Source organism: Oscillospiraceae bacterium, assembly GCA_031265355.1.
Taxonomy (GTDB): Bacteria; Bacillota; Clostridia; order Oscillospirales; family UBA929; genus JAIRTA01.
This window is the reverse complement of the sequence record JAISCT010000049.1, coordinates 42,941-60,255: the sequence shown is the minus strand read 5'-3', so window position 1 is coordinate 60,255 and position 17,315 is coordinate 42,941. Positions and strand designations below refer to the sequence as shown.

10 protein-coding genes are annotated in these 17,315 nt (G+C 63.8%); 7 read left to right on the top strand and 3 right to left on the bottom strand.

Annotation, left to right across the window (positions count from 1 at the left end):
* Positions 1 to 129: 129 nt before the first annotated feature.
* The gene (locus LBK75_07815; GenBank protein MDR1158197.1) at positions 130 to 2,022 is read right to left on the bottom strand and encodes an ABC transporter ATP-binding protein/permease; all 1,893 of its coding nucleotides are present in this window, start codon (positions 2,020 to 2,022) and stop codon (positions 130 to 132) included.
* 377 nt (positions 2,023 to 2,399) lie between these two features.
* On the opposite strand from LBK75_07815, the gene LBK75_07810 reads away from it, so the two are divergent.
* The 7 genes from LBK75_07810 to LBK75_07780 all read left to right on the top strand — a co-directional run bounded on the left by LBK75_07810 (position 2,400) and on the right by LBK75_07780 (position 15,245).
* On the top strand, positions 2,400 to 2,822 hold the full coding sequence (locus LBK75_07810; GenBank protein ID MDR1158196.1) for a DUF1934 domain-containing protein: 423 nt from the start codon (positions 2,400 to 2,402) through the stop codon (positions 2,820 to 2,822).
* A gap of 158 nt (positions 2,823 to 2,980) precedes the next feature.
* Positions 2,981 to 4,672 carry an arginine--tRNA ligase gene (argS, locus tag LBK75_07805; protein MDR1158195.1) on the top strand — a complete coding sequence of 564 codons (1,692 nt, stop codon included), beginning with the start codon at positions 2,981 to 2,983 and terminating at the stop codon, positions 4,670 to 4,672.
* Positions 4,673 to 4,730: 58 nt separating this feature from the next.
* The gene (locus LBK75_07800; GenBank protein MDR1158194.1) at positions 4,731 to 6,278 is read left to right on the top strand and encodes a PDZ domain-containing protein; all 1,548 of its coding nucleotides are present in this window, start codon (positions 4,731 to 4,733) and stop codon (positions 6,276 to 6,278) included.
* A gap of 281 nt (positions 6,279 to 6,559) precedes the next feature.
* A complete protein-coding gene (locus tag LBK75_07795) occupies positions 6,560 to 7,687 on the top strand; it encodes a cysteine desulfurase (protein MDR1158193.1) in 1,128 nt (375 codons plus the stop codon).
* A gap of 88 nt (positions 7,688 to 7,775) precedes the next feature.
* Positions 7,776 to 9,155, top strand: a complete 1,380-nt coding sequence (locus LBK75_07790; protein MDR1158192.1) for an MATE family efflux transporter — start codon at positions 7,776 to 7,778, stop codon at positions 9,153 to 9,155.
* 84 nt (positions 9,156 to 9,239) lie between these two features.
* A complete protein-coding gene (locus LBK75_07785) occupies positions 9,240 to 9,617 on the top strand; it encodes a hypothetical protein (GenBank protein ID MDR1158191.1) in 378 nt (125 codons plus the stop codon).
* A gap of 27 nt (positions 9,618 to 9,644) precedes the next feature.
* Positions 9,645 to 15,245 (top strand): DUF4981 domain-containing protein, encoded by a 5,601-nt coding sequence (locus tag LBK75_07780; GenBank protein ID MDR1158190.1) that lies wholly within the window; start codon positions 9,645 to 9,647, stop codon positions 15,243 to 15,245.
* Between the two features lie 83 nt (positions 15,246 to 15,328).
* On the opposite strand, the gene LBK75_07775 is transcribed toward LBK75_07780, so the two are convergent.
* Together LBK75_07775 and LBK75_07770 are read right to left on the bottom strand one after the other, a co-directional pair.
* Positions 15,329 to 15,814 (bottom strand): aromatic acid exporter family protein, encoded by a 486-nt coding sequence (locus LBK75_07775; protein ID MDR1158189.1) that lies wholly within the window; start codon positions 15,812 to 15,814, stop codon positions 15,329 to 15,331.
* Positions 15,815 to 15,846: 32 nt separating this feature from the next.
* Positions 15,847 to 17,100, bottom strand: a complete 1,254-nt coding sequence (locus LBK75_07770) for a 6-phosphofructokinase (protein ID MDR1158188.1) — start codon at positions 17,098 to 17,100, stop codon at positions 15,847 to 15,849.
* Positions 17,101 to 17,315: the final 215 nt, after the last annotated feature.

Here is a 17,315-nt window from a genome sequence, read left to right as displayed (position 1 = left end):
CGCAGCAGCAGGGAGATGACCATAATGGCAATGCCAAAAGGCAGGAACATGCAGAGGTTGGACAGCACCGCGGCGAGCACTCCGCGTTTCAAGCCCTTGTAGCCCTCGTCCGACAGCCGTAGCAGTTTCTTAATTCCGAACATTCGCGGCCACCTCCATTTTTTTGTCCTGGCGGGCGGGCTCGGCGGAGATCCCGCCAAGCGTCCAGCCCATCGCGCCGGTGTACTGCTCCCACATGCGGCTGTAGCGCCCGCCCGCGCGGGCGAGCGTTTCGTGCGAGCCCTCCTCGACGATCTTTCCCCTGTCAACCACCAGTATTTTGTCGGCGCCCCGCACGGTGGAAAGCCGGTGCGCGATGATGATGACGGTCTTGCCCCTCATCAGTTCCGAGAGCGCAAGCTGGATCTTCTGCTCGTTCTCCGGGTCGGCGAACGCGGTCGCCTCGTCCAGCACCAGAATCGGAGCGTTCTTCAAAATCGCCCGCGCGATGACGATCCGCTGGCGCTCGCCCCCCGAAAGGTGCACGCCGCTCGACCCGATCACCGTGTCGTAGCCCTGCGGCAGCCTCTCGACGAACTCGTGGCACTGCGCGGCCTTGGCGGCGGCTATGGCTTGCCCGCGCGAGGCGTTTTTGTCGCCTATCATGATGTTGTCCGCGACGCTCTGCTTGAACAGGAACACGTCCTGAAACACAAAGCCCACGATGGACATGAGGGTTTCGCTCGCCATGTCGCGGATGTCCACGCCGCCTATCTTGATAGCGCCTCCGCTCACGTCGTAAAAGCGCGGGATGAGATGGGCGATGGTGGACTTGCCGCTCCCGGACGGGCCGACAAGCGCCGTGGCCTCGCCCTGCCTGGCGGTGAAGCTCACGCCGCCCAGCGCGGCCGCCTGGCTCTCGCTTTCGTCTCCGCCGCCGTTTTCACCCCCGCCCCCGTAGGAGAAAACCACATTTTCGAAGGAAACCGTATACTCCGCCGCCGTTTTCGGATGCTTCGCCTCGGGCAGCGGCCGCACGGCCAGCATCCCGTCCATGCGCTCTATGCCGTCGGAAATCTGGATGCTGAGCGACGACACGTACATCAGCTTCGTAAACGGCGTCGCCAGCGAGAAGGAAAATATGATGTAGAATATGGCCGCCAGCGCGAACTCCGCGTAATCCCGCGCCCCGCCCGCGATCAGGATGATCACGGGGATCAAGAACACATACACATGACAGATGATGGTCATGAACGCCGCCATGTACTTCTCAAACGAGATCGTGTATTCTTTGGCGAAACGCCCGTAGTCGGTGATGATCCGGTGGAATTTGCGGAAGGAGAAGATCGTCTGGTTGAACGCCTTGACCACCGAGATGCCGCGCACATACTCCACGGCGGCGTTGCTCATTTCATCCAATGAATCTTGATATTGCTTCATAAACTTCTTTGATTTCCCGCCTCCCATGGCCGCCATCTGGATGAAGTACGCGACGAGGATGGGGACCAGGCTCGCCAGCCCGAACCGCCAGTCGAACACGAACAGCACGGCTATCGTGATGACCGGCATGGCGAACGAGCCGGCCATGTCCGGCAGCTGGTGCGCCACAAAGCCCTCCAGCTTCTCGATGTTCTCGTCCACGATCTTGCGCAGCTTGCCCGTGGAGTTGGCACTGTGGAAGCCCAGCGGCAGGGACGCGATATGCGCCGCGTACTCCAGCTTCAGTTCATACTGCGTCTTGAAGGCCGCGAGGTGGCTGCACATCAGCGCGAGGAAGTTCAGCGCGATCGCGCCCACGGCGCTGTCCGCCGCGAGCCAGCCGAGGCTCACCATGCGCGCCGTGTCCAGCGCCTCCAAGTCGGCGAAGTGGGCGACGAGCTCGCGTATGATATAGTAGATGGCGATGAACGGCGCGAACGACGCCGCGACGCTGAGAACCGCCAGCGCGCAGGAACATATGATCAGCCCCCTTTTGCGCGCGCCGAGCTCCAGCAGCCGCGCCAGGCCTTTTTTGCCCTGCACTGATTTTCCATTTTTATCCATTATCGAGTGCCCCTTTCTTCTCGTTCCGTTATACGTTATACCAAAAGCGGTTCCGTCGACGGGCGCAGCTAGTTACAACTAACCAGTGGTGAAACTTACTCTAATTTACTCTTTTTATCATACTCATTATAATGGGGATTTTGCACTCTGTCAAGCCGGAACCCGGCGAAAATGTGTGGCCCCGGCGTCCTTCCTCAGGACGCCGGGGCCTTTGAGCGGTTCAGGAACCGGGGAAAGAGAGAAGAAGGCCATTCTTTCAAAAGAGCCGTGTATATGCAGGGAGCAGACGGTGCGAGATGTGCCGCTTGCCGGCAGGCGATTTCTGCTGGTGGACAGGGCGCGCCGGGTGTGGTACAATGGGTGGCATGGACAAACATGTGATCATTTCTATCCGGGGGAGCCAGGGCTTCCCGGAATTTGAAGAGGAAGACGGGATCGAGCTTATCACGCTCGGGCGTCTAACGCGTGAGGACGGCGACTACCTGATCACCTATCAGGAGAGCCCGCTCACGGGGCTCGACGGTACGACCACCACGTTGCGGGTGGCGGACGGGCGGGTCATTTTGTCGCGCACGGGCCCTGTCTGCTCTTTTATGGTGTTCGAACAGGGCCGGCGGCATTTCTCTCACTACGACACCAAGGAGGGGCCGCTGACCATCGGCGTGAGCGCCCGCCGTGTGAAGACCCGGCTGGACGACGCCGGCGGACAGATTGAGGTGGACTACGAGATCGACGTCGGCGAGGCCCTCACCGGCGAGAACCGCATCCGCGTGGTGGTCTCGGAACCCGGCGTACACTGAGCCAGCGAACGCCGCCAAATCGCGTGTCGCGCGCGGAGCGCCCGCACTGTAGTACCTTGTTGCCGCGAAGCGGCAACAAAAAACAAAAATTTAGGTTGTGGGTTGCAGGTCAACCCACGTTAGTCTCCGCACAGACCTGACGCAGGGGAGAGATGAACATGTCAAATTTGCCGGAGGCGGCCAGGGCGCAGCTCGCGGCGCTGGTGACGGCCGCCTATGAGACGGCGGTGGCCTCGGGCGCGCTGCCGCCCGGCGCCGCCGCGCCCGAGGTGGAGGCGCCGCGGGACGCCGCCCACGGGGACTGGGCGACGGGCTTCGCCCTGGCGGCGGCCCGGACGCTGCGCCGGCCGCCCCGCGCCATTGCGGAGGCGGTGGTCTCTCGGATGGAGACGGCCGGCTCCTATTTTTCGTCCGTCGAAACGGCCGGCGCGGGCTTTGTCAACATCCGGCTGTCCGACGCGTGGTACGACGCCGTGCTCGTCGATATCGCCGCGGAGGGCGACGCATACGGCCGGCAGGACGTCGGACGGAGCCGGCGAGTGGTGGTGGAATTTGTCTCGGCGAACCCCACCGGACCCATGACAATCGGCAACGCGCGCGGCGGCGTGTTGGGCGACACCCTCGCCGCCGTACTGGACGCGGCGGGCTACGCGGTTTCCCGCGAGTTTTATTTAAACGACGCCGGCCACCAGGTCGAGCTGTTCGGCGCCTCGCTGGAGGCGCGCTACTTACAGGCGCGCCGCGGGCCGGACGCCTGCCCCTTCCCCGAGGACGGCTACCACGGCGAAGACATCCGCGCCGTCGCGGAGGCGTTTGCCGAGGCGCACGACGACGCCTATGTGGACGCGCCGCCGCGCGCGCGGCGCGACGCGCTCATCGCCTTCGGTCTCCCGAAGAACATCGAACGGATGCAAGCGGATCTCGCCCGCTACCGCATCCGTTATGACCGCTGGTTCCCAGAGAGCGAACTGCACGCGAGCGGGTATGTGCAGGAGACAATAGACCTGCTCACCGCCCGGGGCCACACCTATCAAAAGGACGGCGCGCTCTGGTTTCGCGCCACGGCGTTCGGCGGCGACAAAGACGACGTGCTGCAAAAATCGAACGGTTTTTACACCTATTACGCCGTCGATATCGCCTACCACCGGGACAAATTTGAAAAGCGCGGCTTCGATCTCGCCGTCGATGTGCTGGGCGCGGACCATCACGGGCACACGCTACGCTTTCAGGCGGGCATGGCGGCGCTGGGCATCGACCCCGCGCGGCTGCGCTTTGTGCTGATGCAGCTTGTGCGCCTGACGCGCGACGGCGAGGTGGTGCGCGTGTCCAAACGCACCGGCCGGGCCATCACCCTCTCCGACCTGCTCGACGAGATCCCGGTGGACGCCGCGCGCTTCTTTTTTAACCAGCGCCAATCGAACACCCACCTGGAGTTCGACATGGATCTCGCCGTGCGAACAGACGCCGAGAACCCCGTCTACTATGTCCAATACGCCCACGCGCGCATCTGCAGTCTGCTAAAACTGCTGGCGGGCGAGGGCCTCACGCCGGCGGCGCCGGACGTCCCGGCCGCGGCGCGGCTCACGGCCCCGGAGGAGCGGGAGCTGCTGCGCAAACTGGCCGGCTACCCGGATGAGATCCGGCAGGCCGCGCAGGCCTTCGAGCCGGCCGCCATCAACCGGTACGCCGTCGAGCTGGCCGGATGTTTCCACCGCTTTTATAATGCCTGCCATATCCGCGGCGCCGGGGCAGAGACGGCGCGCGCCCGGCTGGCGGCGGCCGGCGCCACCCGGCAGGTTCTGAAGAACGCCCTGACGCTGCTTGGCATCTCCGCGCCCGAGAGCATGTAGAGGTGAACCGCCCGCGTCTTCGCGGGCGGTTCACCCCATGGAGAATGGAGAATTGAGAATGCAGAATTTCCTGTGCATTGTGCGTTGCAGAGCCGCGGGGCGGCGGGTGGTGGCCGTTTGGTTGGCGGTGCTGCTGCTGTGCGCCGCGCCGCTGAGCGCGGCGGCGCGGGCGGCGGGGGACGGAGGCGCGGGGGACGCGGGCGGGGAAGGGCGGCTGGAGACGCTGACCCAACTCTCCGAGATCATCGCTCTGTACGCGCTGGACAGCGAGTCGGAGTGGCCGCTGGGCGACGCGCTGGCCGCGCTGATCGAAGAGGACCCCGCTCTGTTTGACAAGCTCGTGTCAGTCATGTACGAAGACCTCGACGTCTACTCCCGCTACCTGACCCGCGCGGAGTTCGAGCGGCAGTACCCGACGGGACAACCCTTCGTGGGCGTGGGGCTCCAAGTCGACGCGACCCGCGGCCCGGGCCTCTACATCGACGTCGTCCAGCCGGGCAGTCCGGCCGAAGAGGCCGGGCTCCGGGGGGACGACCGAATTGTGCGGATCGACGGCGTCGACATCTCCCTCTTCCCGTGGCAGGCCGCCGCGGAGCTGCTGCGCGGCGAGGAGGGGACGTCCGTCACGCTCGGCGTGCGCCGGGCGGACGAGACGGCGGAACGCGTTTTCACGGTGGTCCGCGCCGCGCTGCAGGCCTCCAACGTCTCCTACTCGGACCTCGGCGACGGCGTGGGTTATTTTTCCATATCCGGTTTCGGCACACTGGAGGATTTCGCGGCCTTCACCACGGCCTACCGACGGATCCCTTACGAGGGGATCCGTTCCGTCATCATCGACCTGCGGGACAACGGCGGGGGCGACACCCAGGTGATGTACAACATGCTGAACGCGATGGTCCCGACGGCCGGAGAGATCCTGTTCGCCGTCGAGGGGAAGAACCGGCTCCCCGAGCTCTTTGAGTCCACCGGCGCCGGCCAGTGGACGCCCAACCGGGTGGTGGTGCTGGTGAACGAATTCACGGCCAGCGCCGCCGAGCTCTTCGCCGGTTCGCTGCAGGACCTGGAGCTCGCGACCCTCGTGGGCGCACAGACCTACGGCAAGGGCCGCGGCCAGTATGTGTTCAACTTAAGCGACGACTCGGTGGCCATTGTCACGGCGCTGCGCGCCCTGCTGCCGAAACATATGGCCTACGACGGGGAGGGCATCACGCCGGACATCCCCGTGCCGGAGCGGCAGTACCGTCCCTATGAGGAGACCTTGGCGCCCCTGTCCGCCGGCGCGGCGGTGCTGCCCACCGCCCGCTCCGCCCGGGTGCTGGGGCTGGAACAGCGCCTCGCGCTGCTGGGTTTCTTCTACGGAACGCCGGACGAGACGTTCGACGCCTACACCCGCTGGGCCCTGGGGCTCTTCCAGAAGCGGTACCGCCTGACGGAGACCGCCTACGCCGGGGTGGATACACTGCGGGTGCTGCTGACGGAGACTGACCGACAGCTCGAACGCGGCCGCCCCTTCGACGCCGTCTACGAGACCGCTCTGGAACTGGCCCGCGCGGCAGCGGAGAAGCCCCTGGCCAAGCCCCTGCCCCCGCAGGGATTTGGGGAATAACGCCTCTATGCATCCCAAAAAATCCCAGTTTACATAATACTGTGGGACAACTTGGGGGATAATGTGTATAACTCCTGCAATCAGCGGTCCGGCGGGGTGGAACGGGAGATTACCGGATATGCATAAAGAATGGCACCGGCAAGACGACGGTCAAGACGACGGCGGAGATCTGACGCGCCCCGACGCCGGCGCCGGACCGCGCCAGATTGAGAATCGTAAGATTAAGACGCCGGGTCCGCTTGGTATCGTGGCGCGGAGCCGGCCTCGGAGGGCGACGATGCATGCACTACTTGGACAACGCCGCAACCACGAGACCTTGCCCGCCCGCGCTGCAGGCGGCCCTTGCGTGCATGGAGACAGACTGGGCAAACCCCGCCTCCCTGCACGAGGCCGGGCGGGCGGCGCGGCGGCGGCTGGAGACGGCGCGCGCGCAAGTGGCCGGCGCGCTGGCGGCGGCGCCGGAGGCAGTGATTTTCACGGCCGGCGGCACCGAGTCGGTGCACCTCGCCCTGCGCGGCGCGGCGCAGGCGCGCCGCCGCCGGGGTCGGCACATCGTCACGACGGCGCTGGAGCACCCGGCGGTGCTGAAGACGCTGGAGGCACTGGGTGGCGAAGGGTTTGACGTCACCGTTCTGCCGCCGGCGTCGGGACGGATCTCCGCCGGCGCGCTGGTCGGAGCGTTGCGGCCGGACACCGTGCTGGTGTCGGTGGGGCTCGTGGCGGGGGAATTCGGCACCGTCGGCCCAGTGGCCGAGGCGTCCGCACAGATCCGGGCGCGCGCGCCCGACGTTTTGATCCACACGGATGCGGTGCAGGGTTTTTTGAAAGTGGAGAGCCGGCCGCACGTGCTGGGCGTCGATTTGCTCAGCCTGTCCGCCCACAAGATCGGCGGACTCAAGGGCGCGGGCGCGCTGTGGCGGCGGCCGGGGGTACGCCTCGCACCGGTGGTCCAGGGCGGCGGCCAGGAGGCAGGGCTTCGGTCCGGCACGGAGGCAATGCCGGCGCTGTGCGCGTTCGGCGCGGCGGCGGCGGCGCGCGCGCAGACCTGGCAGACGGACGCGACCCGCATGAACGCACTGAAAGAGTCACTGGCCGCGCGGCTCGCGGCTTTGCCGGGGGCCGTGCTGCTGCCCGGACACGACGCGCCTCACATTCTGAGCGTCTCCCTGCCCGGGTACCCCGGCGAGGTCATGCTGCGCTTTTTGTCGGAGCGCGGCGTGTATGTGTCAACGGGGTCTGCCTGCCACCGGGGCCGCCGGAGCGAAGGCCTGCGCGCCCTGGGGCTGCCCGGCCCGGTGGCCGCGGGCGTACTGCGGGTAAGTCTTTCGCCGGAGAACACGCCGACGGACACAGAGGCCCTGCTGGCCGGCCTGCGCGCCGGCATGGCGTCGTTGGCGCACAGCGTGTGACGCGACGCGACACCCCGGGTGGGTTTCAAAAAAGTCCCCGGTCCGCGCGCAAAGGAGCGGCGTGCCATGGGGACGGAGGAAAGTGGATATGGAAGAGATTTCCAATCAGGCCCGCGGCACCACCGACATGACGGTGGGCAGCCCCAGACGGCATATCCTTGTGTTTGCTTTGCCTATCTTGGCCGGGAACGTCTTTCAGCAACTCTACAGCATGGTGGACGCGATTGTCGTGGGCAAGGCCGTGGGCGGGATGGCGCTGGCCGGCGTGGGGACCACGGTGCCCATCGTCACGCTGATCACCTCTCTGTTTGCGGGCATGGGTCTCGGCGCCTCCGTGCTGCTGTCGCAGTTTTACGGCGCGGGGGACTTAGGCAAGGTGCGCCGGCTCGTCTCATCCGTCTATTCGCTGCTACTGCCGATCATCGCGGTGCTGACGGCCGTGAGCCTGCCCCTGGCCGGCGCGCTGCTGCGTCTGCTCCACGTGCCGGCCGGGGACACCTTCACGATGGCCCGTCTGTATATGATGATCGTCATCCCCGGATTTCTCGGCTCCTTCGGGTTCTATCTGAACGCCGGGATTTTGCAGAGCATGGGCAATTCGACGGTTCCTTTTCTCTTTTTGTGCCTCGCCTGCGGGATGAACATTGTGCTCGATCTGATCTTTGTCTTTTTATTCCACTGGGGGGTGGTCGGCGCGGCCGTGGCCACCGTCATCAGCGAGACATTCTCGTGGGTGGCGGGTATCGTCTACATCAACCGGCGGTATTCGTTTTTGCATCTCACGCTGCTGAAATTCGACGTGGACAAAAAGCTGCTCGCCCACGTCGCGCGCGTCGGTCTGCCCACCGGCATCAGCCAGTCGCTGTTCTCTCTGGGCAACGTGTTCATGCAGCGGCTCATCAACGAGTACGGCACGCTGTTCATGGCCGGATTCACCGGCGCCAACCATCTGAATACCTTTGCTACGATGCCGATCCAGAGTATAGACACGTCCGTGACCACCTTTACCGGCCAGAACATTGGGCAGGGCCGTCTCGACCGCGTGCGGCGCGGCCTGCGAGCCGGGCTGTTGATGGCCGGCGGCTACGGGGCGGTGATTGGCGTGCTGGCGCTGCCGTTCGGCGGGGATCTCATGAGCCTGTTTGTCAACGAGGAGAGCGTGATCCGGATGGGCGTCGTCTTCTTGCGGACGGTGCTGCCGTTCTTTGTGCTGCAAGCGGTGCTGTACGTCCTCAACGCCGTGCTGCGCGGCAGCGGGCGGGCCGTGGTGCCGATGGTGTCGATGCTGGTGTCGATGCTGCTGGTGCGCGTGCTCTCCGCCTATTCTCTGGCGGCGTTTTTCGGTCCGGACGCCATGTTCTACTCCTACGGCCTCGGTTGGGCCGCCGGCATCGTGATTTCGGCCGGCAGCTACCTTTATGTCCGCCGCCGCATTCCGAGCGACCCCCAAAAGCGGCCTGAAATGTGACCAAATCTGGCAAAAGGATTGCATAAAAGAGCTTTCCATGGTACACTGATTCTGTTCCCAGCAAAATCGGAAGGAGTGGAATACATGGATGGCAGGAAATTTCTTCGGGTCACAGGCATTCTCATGATCATCGGCGGCGCGCTCAGCATCCTCTTCGGGTTCATCGCTCTGTTTGGCAGTCTCATCGGCAACGTCCTGGGCGTGGGCGGTCTTCTCGTTGCGGCGGCCATTTTGGCTCTGATCGGCGGTGCGGTCGAGTTGGTGGCCGGCATCTTCGGCGTGCTGTACGCCGAACGGTCGGACAAGGCGCGAACTTGCATCGTCATGGGCATCATCGTGACGGCGCTCTCCGTGGTGAGCAACGTCATCAATTTCAGCGTCCAAAGCTTGGTGCTCGGTTTGGTGCTCCCCGTACTATACCTGATCGGCGCGTTTAAGAACAAACAGGCCGCCGGGGGCTAGACAAGAGGGAGAAAGGGGCCATTGAATATGAGAGGTAAGATTGGGAAATGGCTGGCGGTGTGTCTGGCGCTGACGATGGTGACGACGCCGCTGCTGGCCGAGCCGTTGACGGGTCTCGCCGAGACGGCGGGCGGGGCGACGTTTACAGGGCAGGAGTTTACCGGCGCGGCGGGCCTCGGCACGTTCGCGCTGGGCAGCGAGAACCCCCGCGCGAATTATTACCCGTACGCAGATGAGGAGAGCGCAATCGCGCACCACACGCTCACACCCTTCTCCGACGAAGGGGTCACATCCAATTCTCCGTTCATTCAATCGCTAAACGGCGTGTGGAAATTCCACTTCGCCGCCAATCCAAGCGTCCGCCCGTGGCCCGGCGGCGGCGTCCAGCAGGATTTCGAAAAACCCGGCTTCGACGACAGCGGCTGGGACAGCATCGCGGTTCCGGGCAATTGGCAGGTGAATTGGAACGAAGACGGTACGTTCAAGTACGACAGGATCATCTACACAAACGTCACATACCCGTGGAGCGGGTACGGCAACAGCGCAAGCGCTCCGAATACGCCCGCGGCGTACAACGGCGTAGGAACTTACCGAAGGACGTTCACGGTGCCCGCCGAATGGAAAACGGCGAACCGCTCCGTGTTCCTGAACTTCGACGGCGCGAACACGTTCTATCTGTGGGTGAACGGTCACGCCGCCGGCTACTCCGAGGACGCGATGACGCGGCATGAGTTCGACATCACGCCCTACATAGACTACGACGGCGCCAACACCGTCGCCGTGCAGGTCATACGCTGGTCGGACGGAAGCTGGTTCGAGGACCAGGATATGCTCGATCTGTCCGGCCTCTTCCGCAGCGTCTACTTGGCGGCGCGCCAGACGGTCGATCTGTTCGACTTCGAGGTGAAGACGACGCCCGCGCGCCCCGGCGTCTACGACGGCGCGTGGAAACTCGACGTGTCCGTCCTCCTGCGCGATTTCTCGCGGAGCGGCCAGACGGCGGGGCGCGACGGCAAGCCCGTGTCCGTCAAGCTCTACGACGGCGCCGCGCTCCTCGCGAGCGGCGCGAAGACGGGCACATTCCAGACAATCACGACGCCGACGGCGACAGGGCGGGCGCTCACGCTCGGGCAGGGCTACAGAAACCTGTCGTACGAAGGCGCGCAGATCGATTTCAGCTTCGATGTGCCAAACGCGAAGCCGTGGTCGGCCGAACACCCGAATCTGTACTACCTTGTCCTTCAGTGCGGCGACGAAGTGACGGCCATCCGCATCGGTTTCCGCGAGATGATCTTCACAACCGGCGCGGACGGGCGCGTGCTGATCAACGGCTCTCGCATCCTGTTTTACGGGGTCAACGTCCACGAGATCAACCCGGACAAAGGCAAGACCCTGACGCTCGGTCTGATCCGACGCGACATAGAACTGATGAAACAATACAACGTGAACGCCATCCGCATGGCGCATTATCCGCATGACACGCGCTACTACGATCTGGCCGACGAATACGGCCTCTACATCATGGATGAGGCCAACATCGAGTGCCACGGCAACCGCGACATCTCCAACGACGCGGCCTACGGGCCTATGCTGCGCGACCGCGAGGCCAACATGGTCGAGCGCGACAAGAACTATCCGAGCGTCGTGGTGTGGTCGGTCGGCAACGAGTCCGGCGGCGGCGCGAATTTCCAGGCGTACACCGCCTCGTGGATCAAATCGCGCGATCCGTCCCGCCCGATTCACAGCGAATTCGATTCCGGCGCCCCCTACGACATGATCAGCCAGATGTACCCGACCGCGGCCAGCTGGAACGGCACGGTCGCCAGTGCGAGCAAACCCGCCGTGCTGTGCGAGTACATGCACTCGATGGGCAACTCAGGCGGCGGCTGGGGGGCCTATACCGAGATCTTCGACAAATATCCGATGTCCATGGGCGGCTTTGAGTGGGACTGGGTCGATCAGTCCATCCGAACGCCGCTCGCGAAAGTCAAGCAGATCGCGGGGGACGCCGTCCACCCCGGCAGCGCGACCGCAGCCGCGGACGGGTACGTCTACAGGGATATCTTCGGCTACAGCGGCAAGGCGCTGTCCGGCTGGGTCGGATTCACGTCCAACAGCGCGTATTCGCTGACCGACAACATCACGGTGGACGTTGACGTGTACTCCACCGGCAACGCGTCCGGCACACATTACTCCATCCTGGGCAAGGGCGGCGACACCCAGTGGATGATCAAAGAATACGCGAATTATATCCAGTGGTTCATCAAGGCCGGCAACACGGGCGGCGACGATAACAACGGCTATCAGACCGTCTCCCTTGTCAAACCGGCCAATTATGCCAACAACTGGCACAGACTGACCGGCACATACGCCGATCACAAGCTGATCTTGTACCTTGACGGCGTGAAAGTCGGCGAGCGCGCGACGATCAACGAGATCACCGAACAGGCGCAAAGCCTCCATGTCGGCGCGGAAGGCGGCGGGCGGCGGTATTCGGGCTATATCGGCAACGCGCGCGTGCTAAAGCGCGCCTTGACCGAGGCCGAGATCCAAGCCAGCACCCCGGCGACGCCAAACGGCGACACGGTGTTCCAGCTCGCGCTTTACGGCGAGCAGCGGTACGCGCCATTCGCGCTCGATCTAAAACATACGGACAACGCCGTGTCGGATACAAGCGGCACCATCGAAACAAACCCCAGCGGCTACAGCGGCAAGGCGCTGAGGGGCACAGTCGTCTTCCCGCACGTCGCCGACTATCAGCTGACGGACAACTTCACCGTCGACCTGTACGTCCGCCCCGCCAGCGGATCCGGCGTCAAAAATCTCTTTGAAAAGGGCAACGACGACCAGTTTATGGTACGCGAGGTAAATGGCCAGCTCGACTTTACCATCAAGACCGACACGTGGTACAGTGTCACCGTGCCGCAGCCCGCCGGCTATCTCGACAGCTGGCGCCGCCTGACGGCGACGTACGGCGGCGGCGCAATGCGCCTGTATCTGGACGGCGAGGAGATCGGCAGCCGGGCGGTCAGCGGGGCCACAGGCGCCTCGGGTGTCGGGATGCTGCTGGGCCGCAACTGGAGCAACAGCCGAAATTACGACGGCTATATCGCCAAGGCGCGCGTCCTGAACACGGTGCTGACAAAGGAGCAGATAGCGGCCTCCTCGCCCTCCGACGACGGCGACGGCGTCGTGTTTCTCTTCGCGCCGACGGGCGGCGACATCATCACCATCGAGCAGCCCGAATGGGTTTCGCCGTACGACGCCGAGAACTATCTTGCCTACGGCGGCGACTGGGGCGACAACCCCAACGACAACAATTTCAGCGGCAACGGCATGATTCTGACCGACCGCACGGTCAAGCCGCAGGTCGACGAGATGAAGTATCAATACCGCATGCTGACGGCCGAGACCAAAAACGAAACCGTGGTGTTCGACGCGGACATCATCCACCCGGACAGCGTTCCGACGGGCGGCGGCGGCATCGTCCAGGACCCGCAAGGCCACACGGGCGGCGCGCTCAAAGGCACGCGGTTGTATCCGAATCTTCCGGATTACGACCTTCGGACCGATTTCACCATGGACGTATACGTGTTCCCCACGAGCGACAGCGGCACAAAAAACATCTTTGAAAAGGGCAACGACCAACAGTTCATGATCCGCGAGCACGCCGGTCAAATCGACTTCACCATCAGCACGAACGCCGGCTGGCGCAGCCTGACGATCCCGCAGCCGGCCGGATACGTGAACAATTGGCACCGCATCACCGCCACATACACAAACGGCACGATGCGGCTGTACCTGGACGGCGCGGAGATCGGCAGCAGGACCGACAGCGGTTCGATCGGGGCGTCGGGCACAGGCGTGGTGCTCGGTTATTCCGTCGGTTACGGCAGGCCGTACGACGGCTATATCGCGTCCGCGCGCCTTCTGAACAAGGCGCTCAGCGCCGAGGAGATAGGCGCCTCGAAACCCACCGACGCGGAAGGCGCCGTCTTCCTGTTCATTCCGTCGGCGACGTCGACGACGTATGACGACGTGCTCGTGTTCAGCAACAAATATCTGTTCACGAACGCCAACGAATTTGAGATGTACTGGGAATTTTTGGAAGACAGCACGGTCCTCCAAAGCGGCCGCGGGCTCTCCCTAAACCTCGCGCCGGCGCCGTCCGGCGTCTCTCAGGAGACCATGACAAAGCTCGAGGCACCCGTACCGTATGTCCGGCCGGAAACGCTGAAGCCAGGCGCGGACTATCTTTTGAACATCTACTTCAAGACAAAAGAAGCGACACCGTGGGCGGACGCAGGGCATGTCGTGTCCCTGAGCCAGATCCCCGTCAACTTCGCGGGCGCGCCGGGCAAAACGCTTGTTCCGGTGCCGTCGGGCCGTCTCACTGTCAGCGAATCGGCCGGCGAGGTGACCGTATCGGGCGGCCGATTCGCGCTGAGCGTCGACAAGACAAGCGGCGTCGTCGGTTCCTACCGCTACGACGGGCGGCCGCTGCTTGTCCAAGGGCCCGAGCCGAACTTCTGGCGCGCGCCGACCGACGACGACATGAACTGGGGCGGTACGATGGACACATGGCGCGATGTCGCGGCGGGCCGCACCGTCACGTCGGTGACGGTCGCATCGACGGAGAGCGTCGCGGTGATCGCGGCCAAGGGCGCGTTCCCGTCCAAAAACGGCGCCTATGAAACGACGTACACAGTCTACGCGGACGGCGAAGTCAAGGTGAGCGAGACGTATTCGTTCGGCGCGGCGGCAAACGACGAGGCGCCGGAAATCGGCTCCACCATGGTGGTAAAAGGCGGCCTGGAGAACATAACCTGGTATGGGCGCGGGGGCGGTTCCGGCGAGTCCTACGCCGATCGCAAACTCGGAACCCCCGTCGGCGTCTGGAACACAACCGTGACCGACAACTACTTAAACCATCTCAAACCGCAGGAGAGCGGCAACAAGGTGGAGACGCGCTGGCTGGCGCTGACCGACGAGAGCGGGTACGGTCTCATCGTCAAAGCGGGCGATCACGCGGGGGGCGACGTGTTCCTCGCCGGAAGCGAGTGTACCGACGGGCTTGTAGAGTTCAACGCCTTGCACTATTCGCAGGAGTCGCTCACCAGCTCGCGAAGCGGCCAGGAACATCTCTATAAAATCGCGGCTTCGGACGACACGTTCCTCCAGATAAATCTCGCGTCGCGCGGCGTACATCACGAGGGCACCCCGGAGCAGGCGCGGATCTATGTCAGCGGCAAGACGTTTGCGTACAATTATTCGTTTATTGGCACAAGTCCGTTTGACGCCGGCGCGGCGATGGCGTGGTCGAAAACGATTTACAGTGAGTCCGCCGCGCCGTCGAGCGAGTTGTTCCTCACTGATGAATCCGGTGTCGTCACCGCTTCGACGCGTTACAACCCCGGTCAGGACGAGCCGGCCGACGTGACGATCATCCTCGCACTTTACGGCGCCGACGACCGGCTGCTCGCCGCAAACACGGTGAGCGCCTCGGCGCAGGCTTACGAACCGAGTGAGCTCAGCGTCAGCCTCGACAAAGGAACCGCCGCCTATGCCAAAGCGTTCCTCTGGGACAGCGCGACATACGCGCCCGTCCTGCCGCCGAAGGAGAACTAAACGTCACAAATAGGCTCCCCATCGGGCAGACAGTGCATCGAAACGCACTGTTTGCCCGGCGGGGAGCCGTATCGTGCCTGCGTTTATTCGCCGTCCTCGGAGGGGTCTTTGGCGGGAGGGCGTTTCCAGGGAATGTTTACAAATTTATTGACCCCAATGGAGACGAGAATCCCCCCCAGGGTTTCCAGCACACGGGTGACGGCGAAGAGATATTTGTCCTGCGGGTGCTGCGAGACAATGATGAGGAAGACGACACAGGACAGCGCCGCCGCGTCCACGCTGCGGATGAGCACGCAAAAATACAGTGTGGCGGCGCAGCCGAGCCCGATGAGGACGGCCTGTAAGTAAGGGTGAATGCTAGAGAGGTCGAAGAACAGCACGCCAATCGCCAGCAGGCCGCCCACCACGGTGCCCATCAGGCGGTCAAGGCCGGACCGAAACGAAATCTCCAGCGTCGGCCGCGTTGCGAGGATGGCGGCGATGCAGGCATAGATGGGTGTCGGATACCCGGCGACAAGGCCCAAAATGAGGCAGATCGCCACACACAGGCCCGTCTTGACAATTCGCATCCCCGGAAGGGCCACTTTGAACGGCTTTGCGCTCACAGCTTGTGCGCGCGCACCTTTTTGAGCCGCGCGAAACGGGGCAGGCCGCTCTCGCGGGAGAGCGCGGTCTCGCCCTGAATCAGGGGCAGCGCATATTCGATGAAAGGCGGCAGCACACCGTTGCCGGCTTTGTTGATCCACTCGCGCGGCACTTTCTTCTCTGTGTTCGCCACGATTGACAGATCGAGCAGCTTGATGCGGCAGGAATATCGGCCGTTTTCCATGACGCGCTCAAACCCGACCATCTTATCGGTGATCCCCGCGACGGCGTTGCTCACCGCGGCGGCGCCGGCGGCGTAGGACTCCTCGATGTCGGTGGCCGAGGCCTCGTGCGCGGCGCAGCGCTGGAGGAGCGAGAGCTCGATGCCCCGCACTTTGGCGCCTGTCTCCCGCTTCACGCGGGCGGCCAGCGTCGCGGCCAGACCGCCGAGCTGGGCGTGGCCGAAGGAGTCTTTGGTCTGCGCGATGTCGGAACCGTATTCGGCGATGAATCTGCCGTCCTTGTCGTGGATGCCCTCGCTCACCGCGATCACGACCTTGCCGGACTTTTTGTAGATGGCCGTCATGTCGCGCAGGAACGCGTCCATGTCGAAGGCCACCTCGGGCAGATAGATGAGGTCCGGGCCCGCGCCCACGAGGGAGGCCAGCGCGCTGGCCCCGGCGAGCCAGCCGGCGTGGCGGCCCATGATCTCCACGACGGTGATCATGGGGGTATCGTAGACGCGCGCGTCCTGATAGACCTCCGCGCAGGAAGTGGCGATATACTTGGCGGCGCTGCCGTAGCCGGGACAGTGGTCCGTGCCGAACAGGTCGTTGTCGATGGTCTTGGGGATGCCCATGACACGGCACTCGTAGCCGGCCTTCAGCATGAATTTGCTGATCTTGTTGCAGGTGTCCATGCTGTCGTTGCCGCCGTTGTAAAAGAAGTACCGCACGTCGTACTTCCGGAAGATGTCAAGGATGCGGCGGTAGTCGGTGTCGTCCGCGTCGGGGTCCTTCATCTTGTAGCGGCAGGAACCGAGCGCGCTGGACGGGGTGTGGCGCAGATACTCAAGCTCCTGTGAATCCTCGTAGTCCATGTCGTAGAGCACATCGTCCAGCACCCCGCGGATCCCGTGCGCGGCGCCGTAGACCTTTGTGATGGTCTCTGTATCCAGCGCCGTCCGGATGGCGCCGAGCGCGCTGGCGTTGATGACCGAAGTGGGACCTCCCGACTGGCCGATGATGCATGCGCCTTTCAGTTCAGGCATTGTTTCTCCTCCTTGTATGTTCACGATACGTTCGCGCCCAGTATACCACAAAACACCACCGCGCGCAAGCCCCGCCGGCCCCCCGCGCCCCCTCCGCAGAGCGGGCGGCGCGCCGACGCTTCCTCCAAGGCAGCTATTGACAAACAAACACTACTATATTATAATCAATAGTGACGCAATACGAATCGTCGCAGGGAGGTGTCCGCATCAACAGT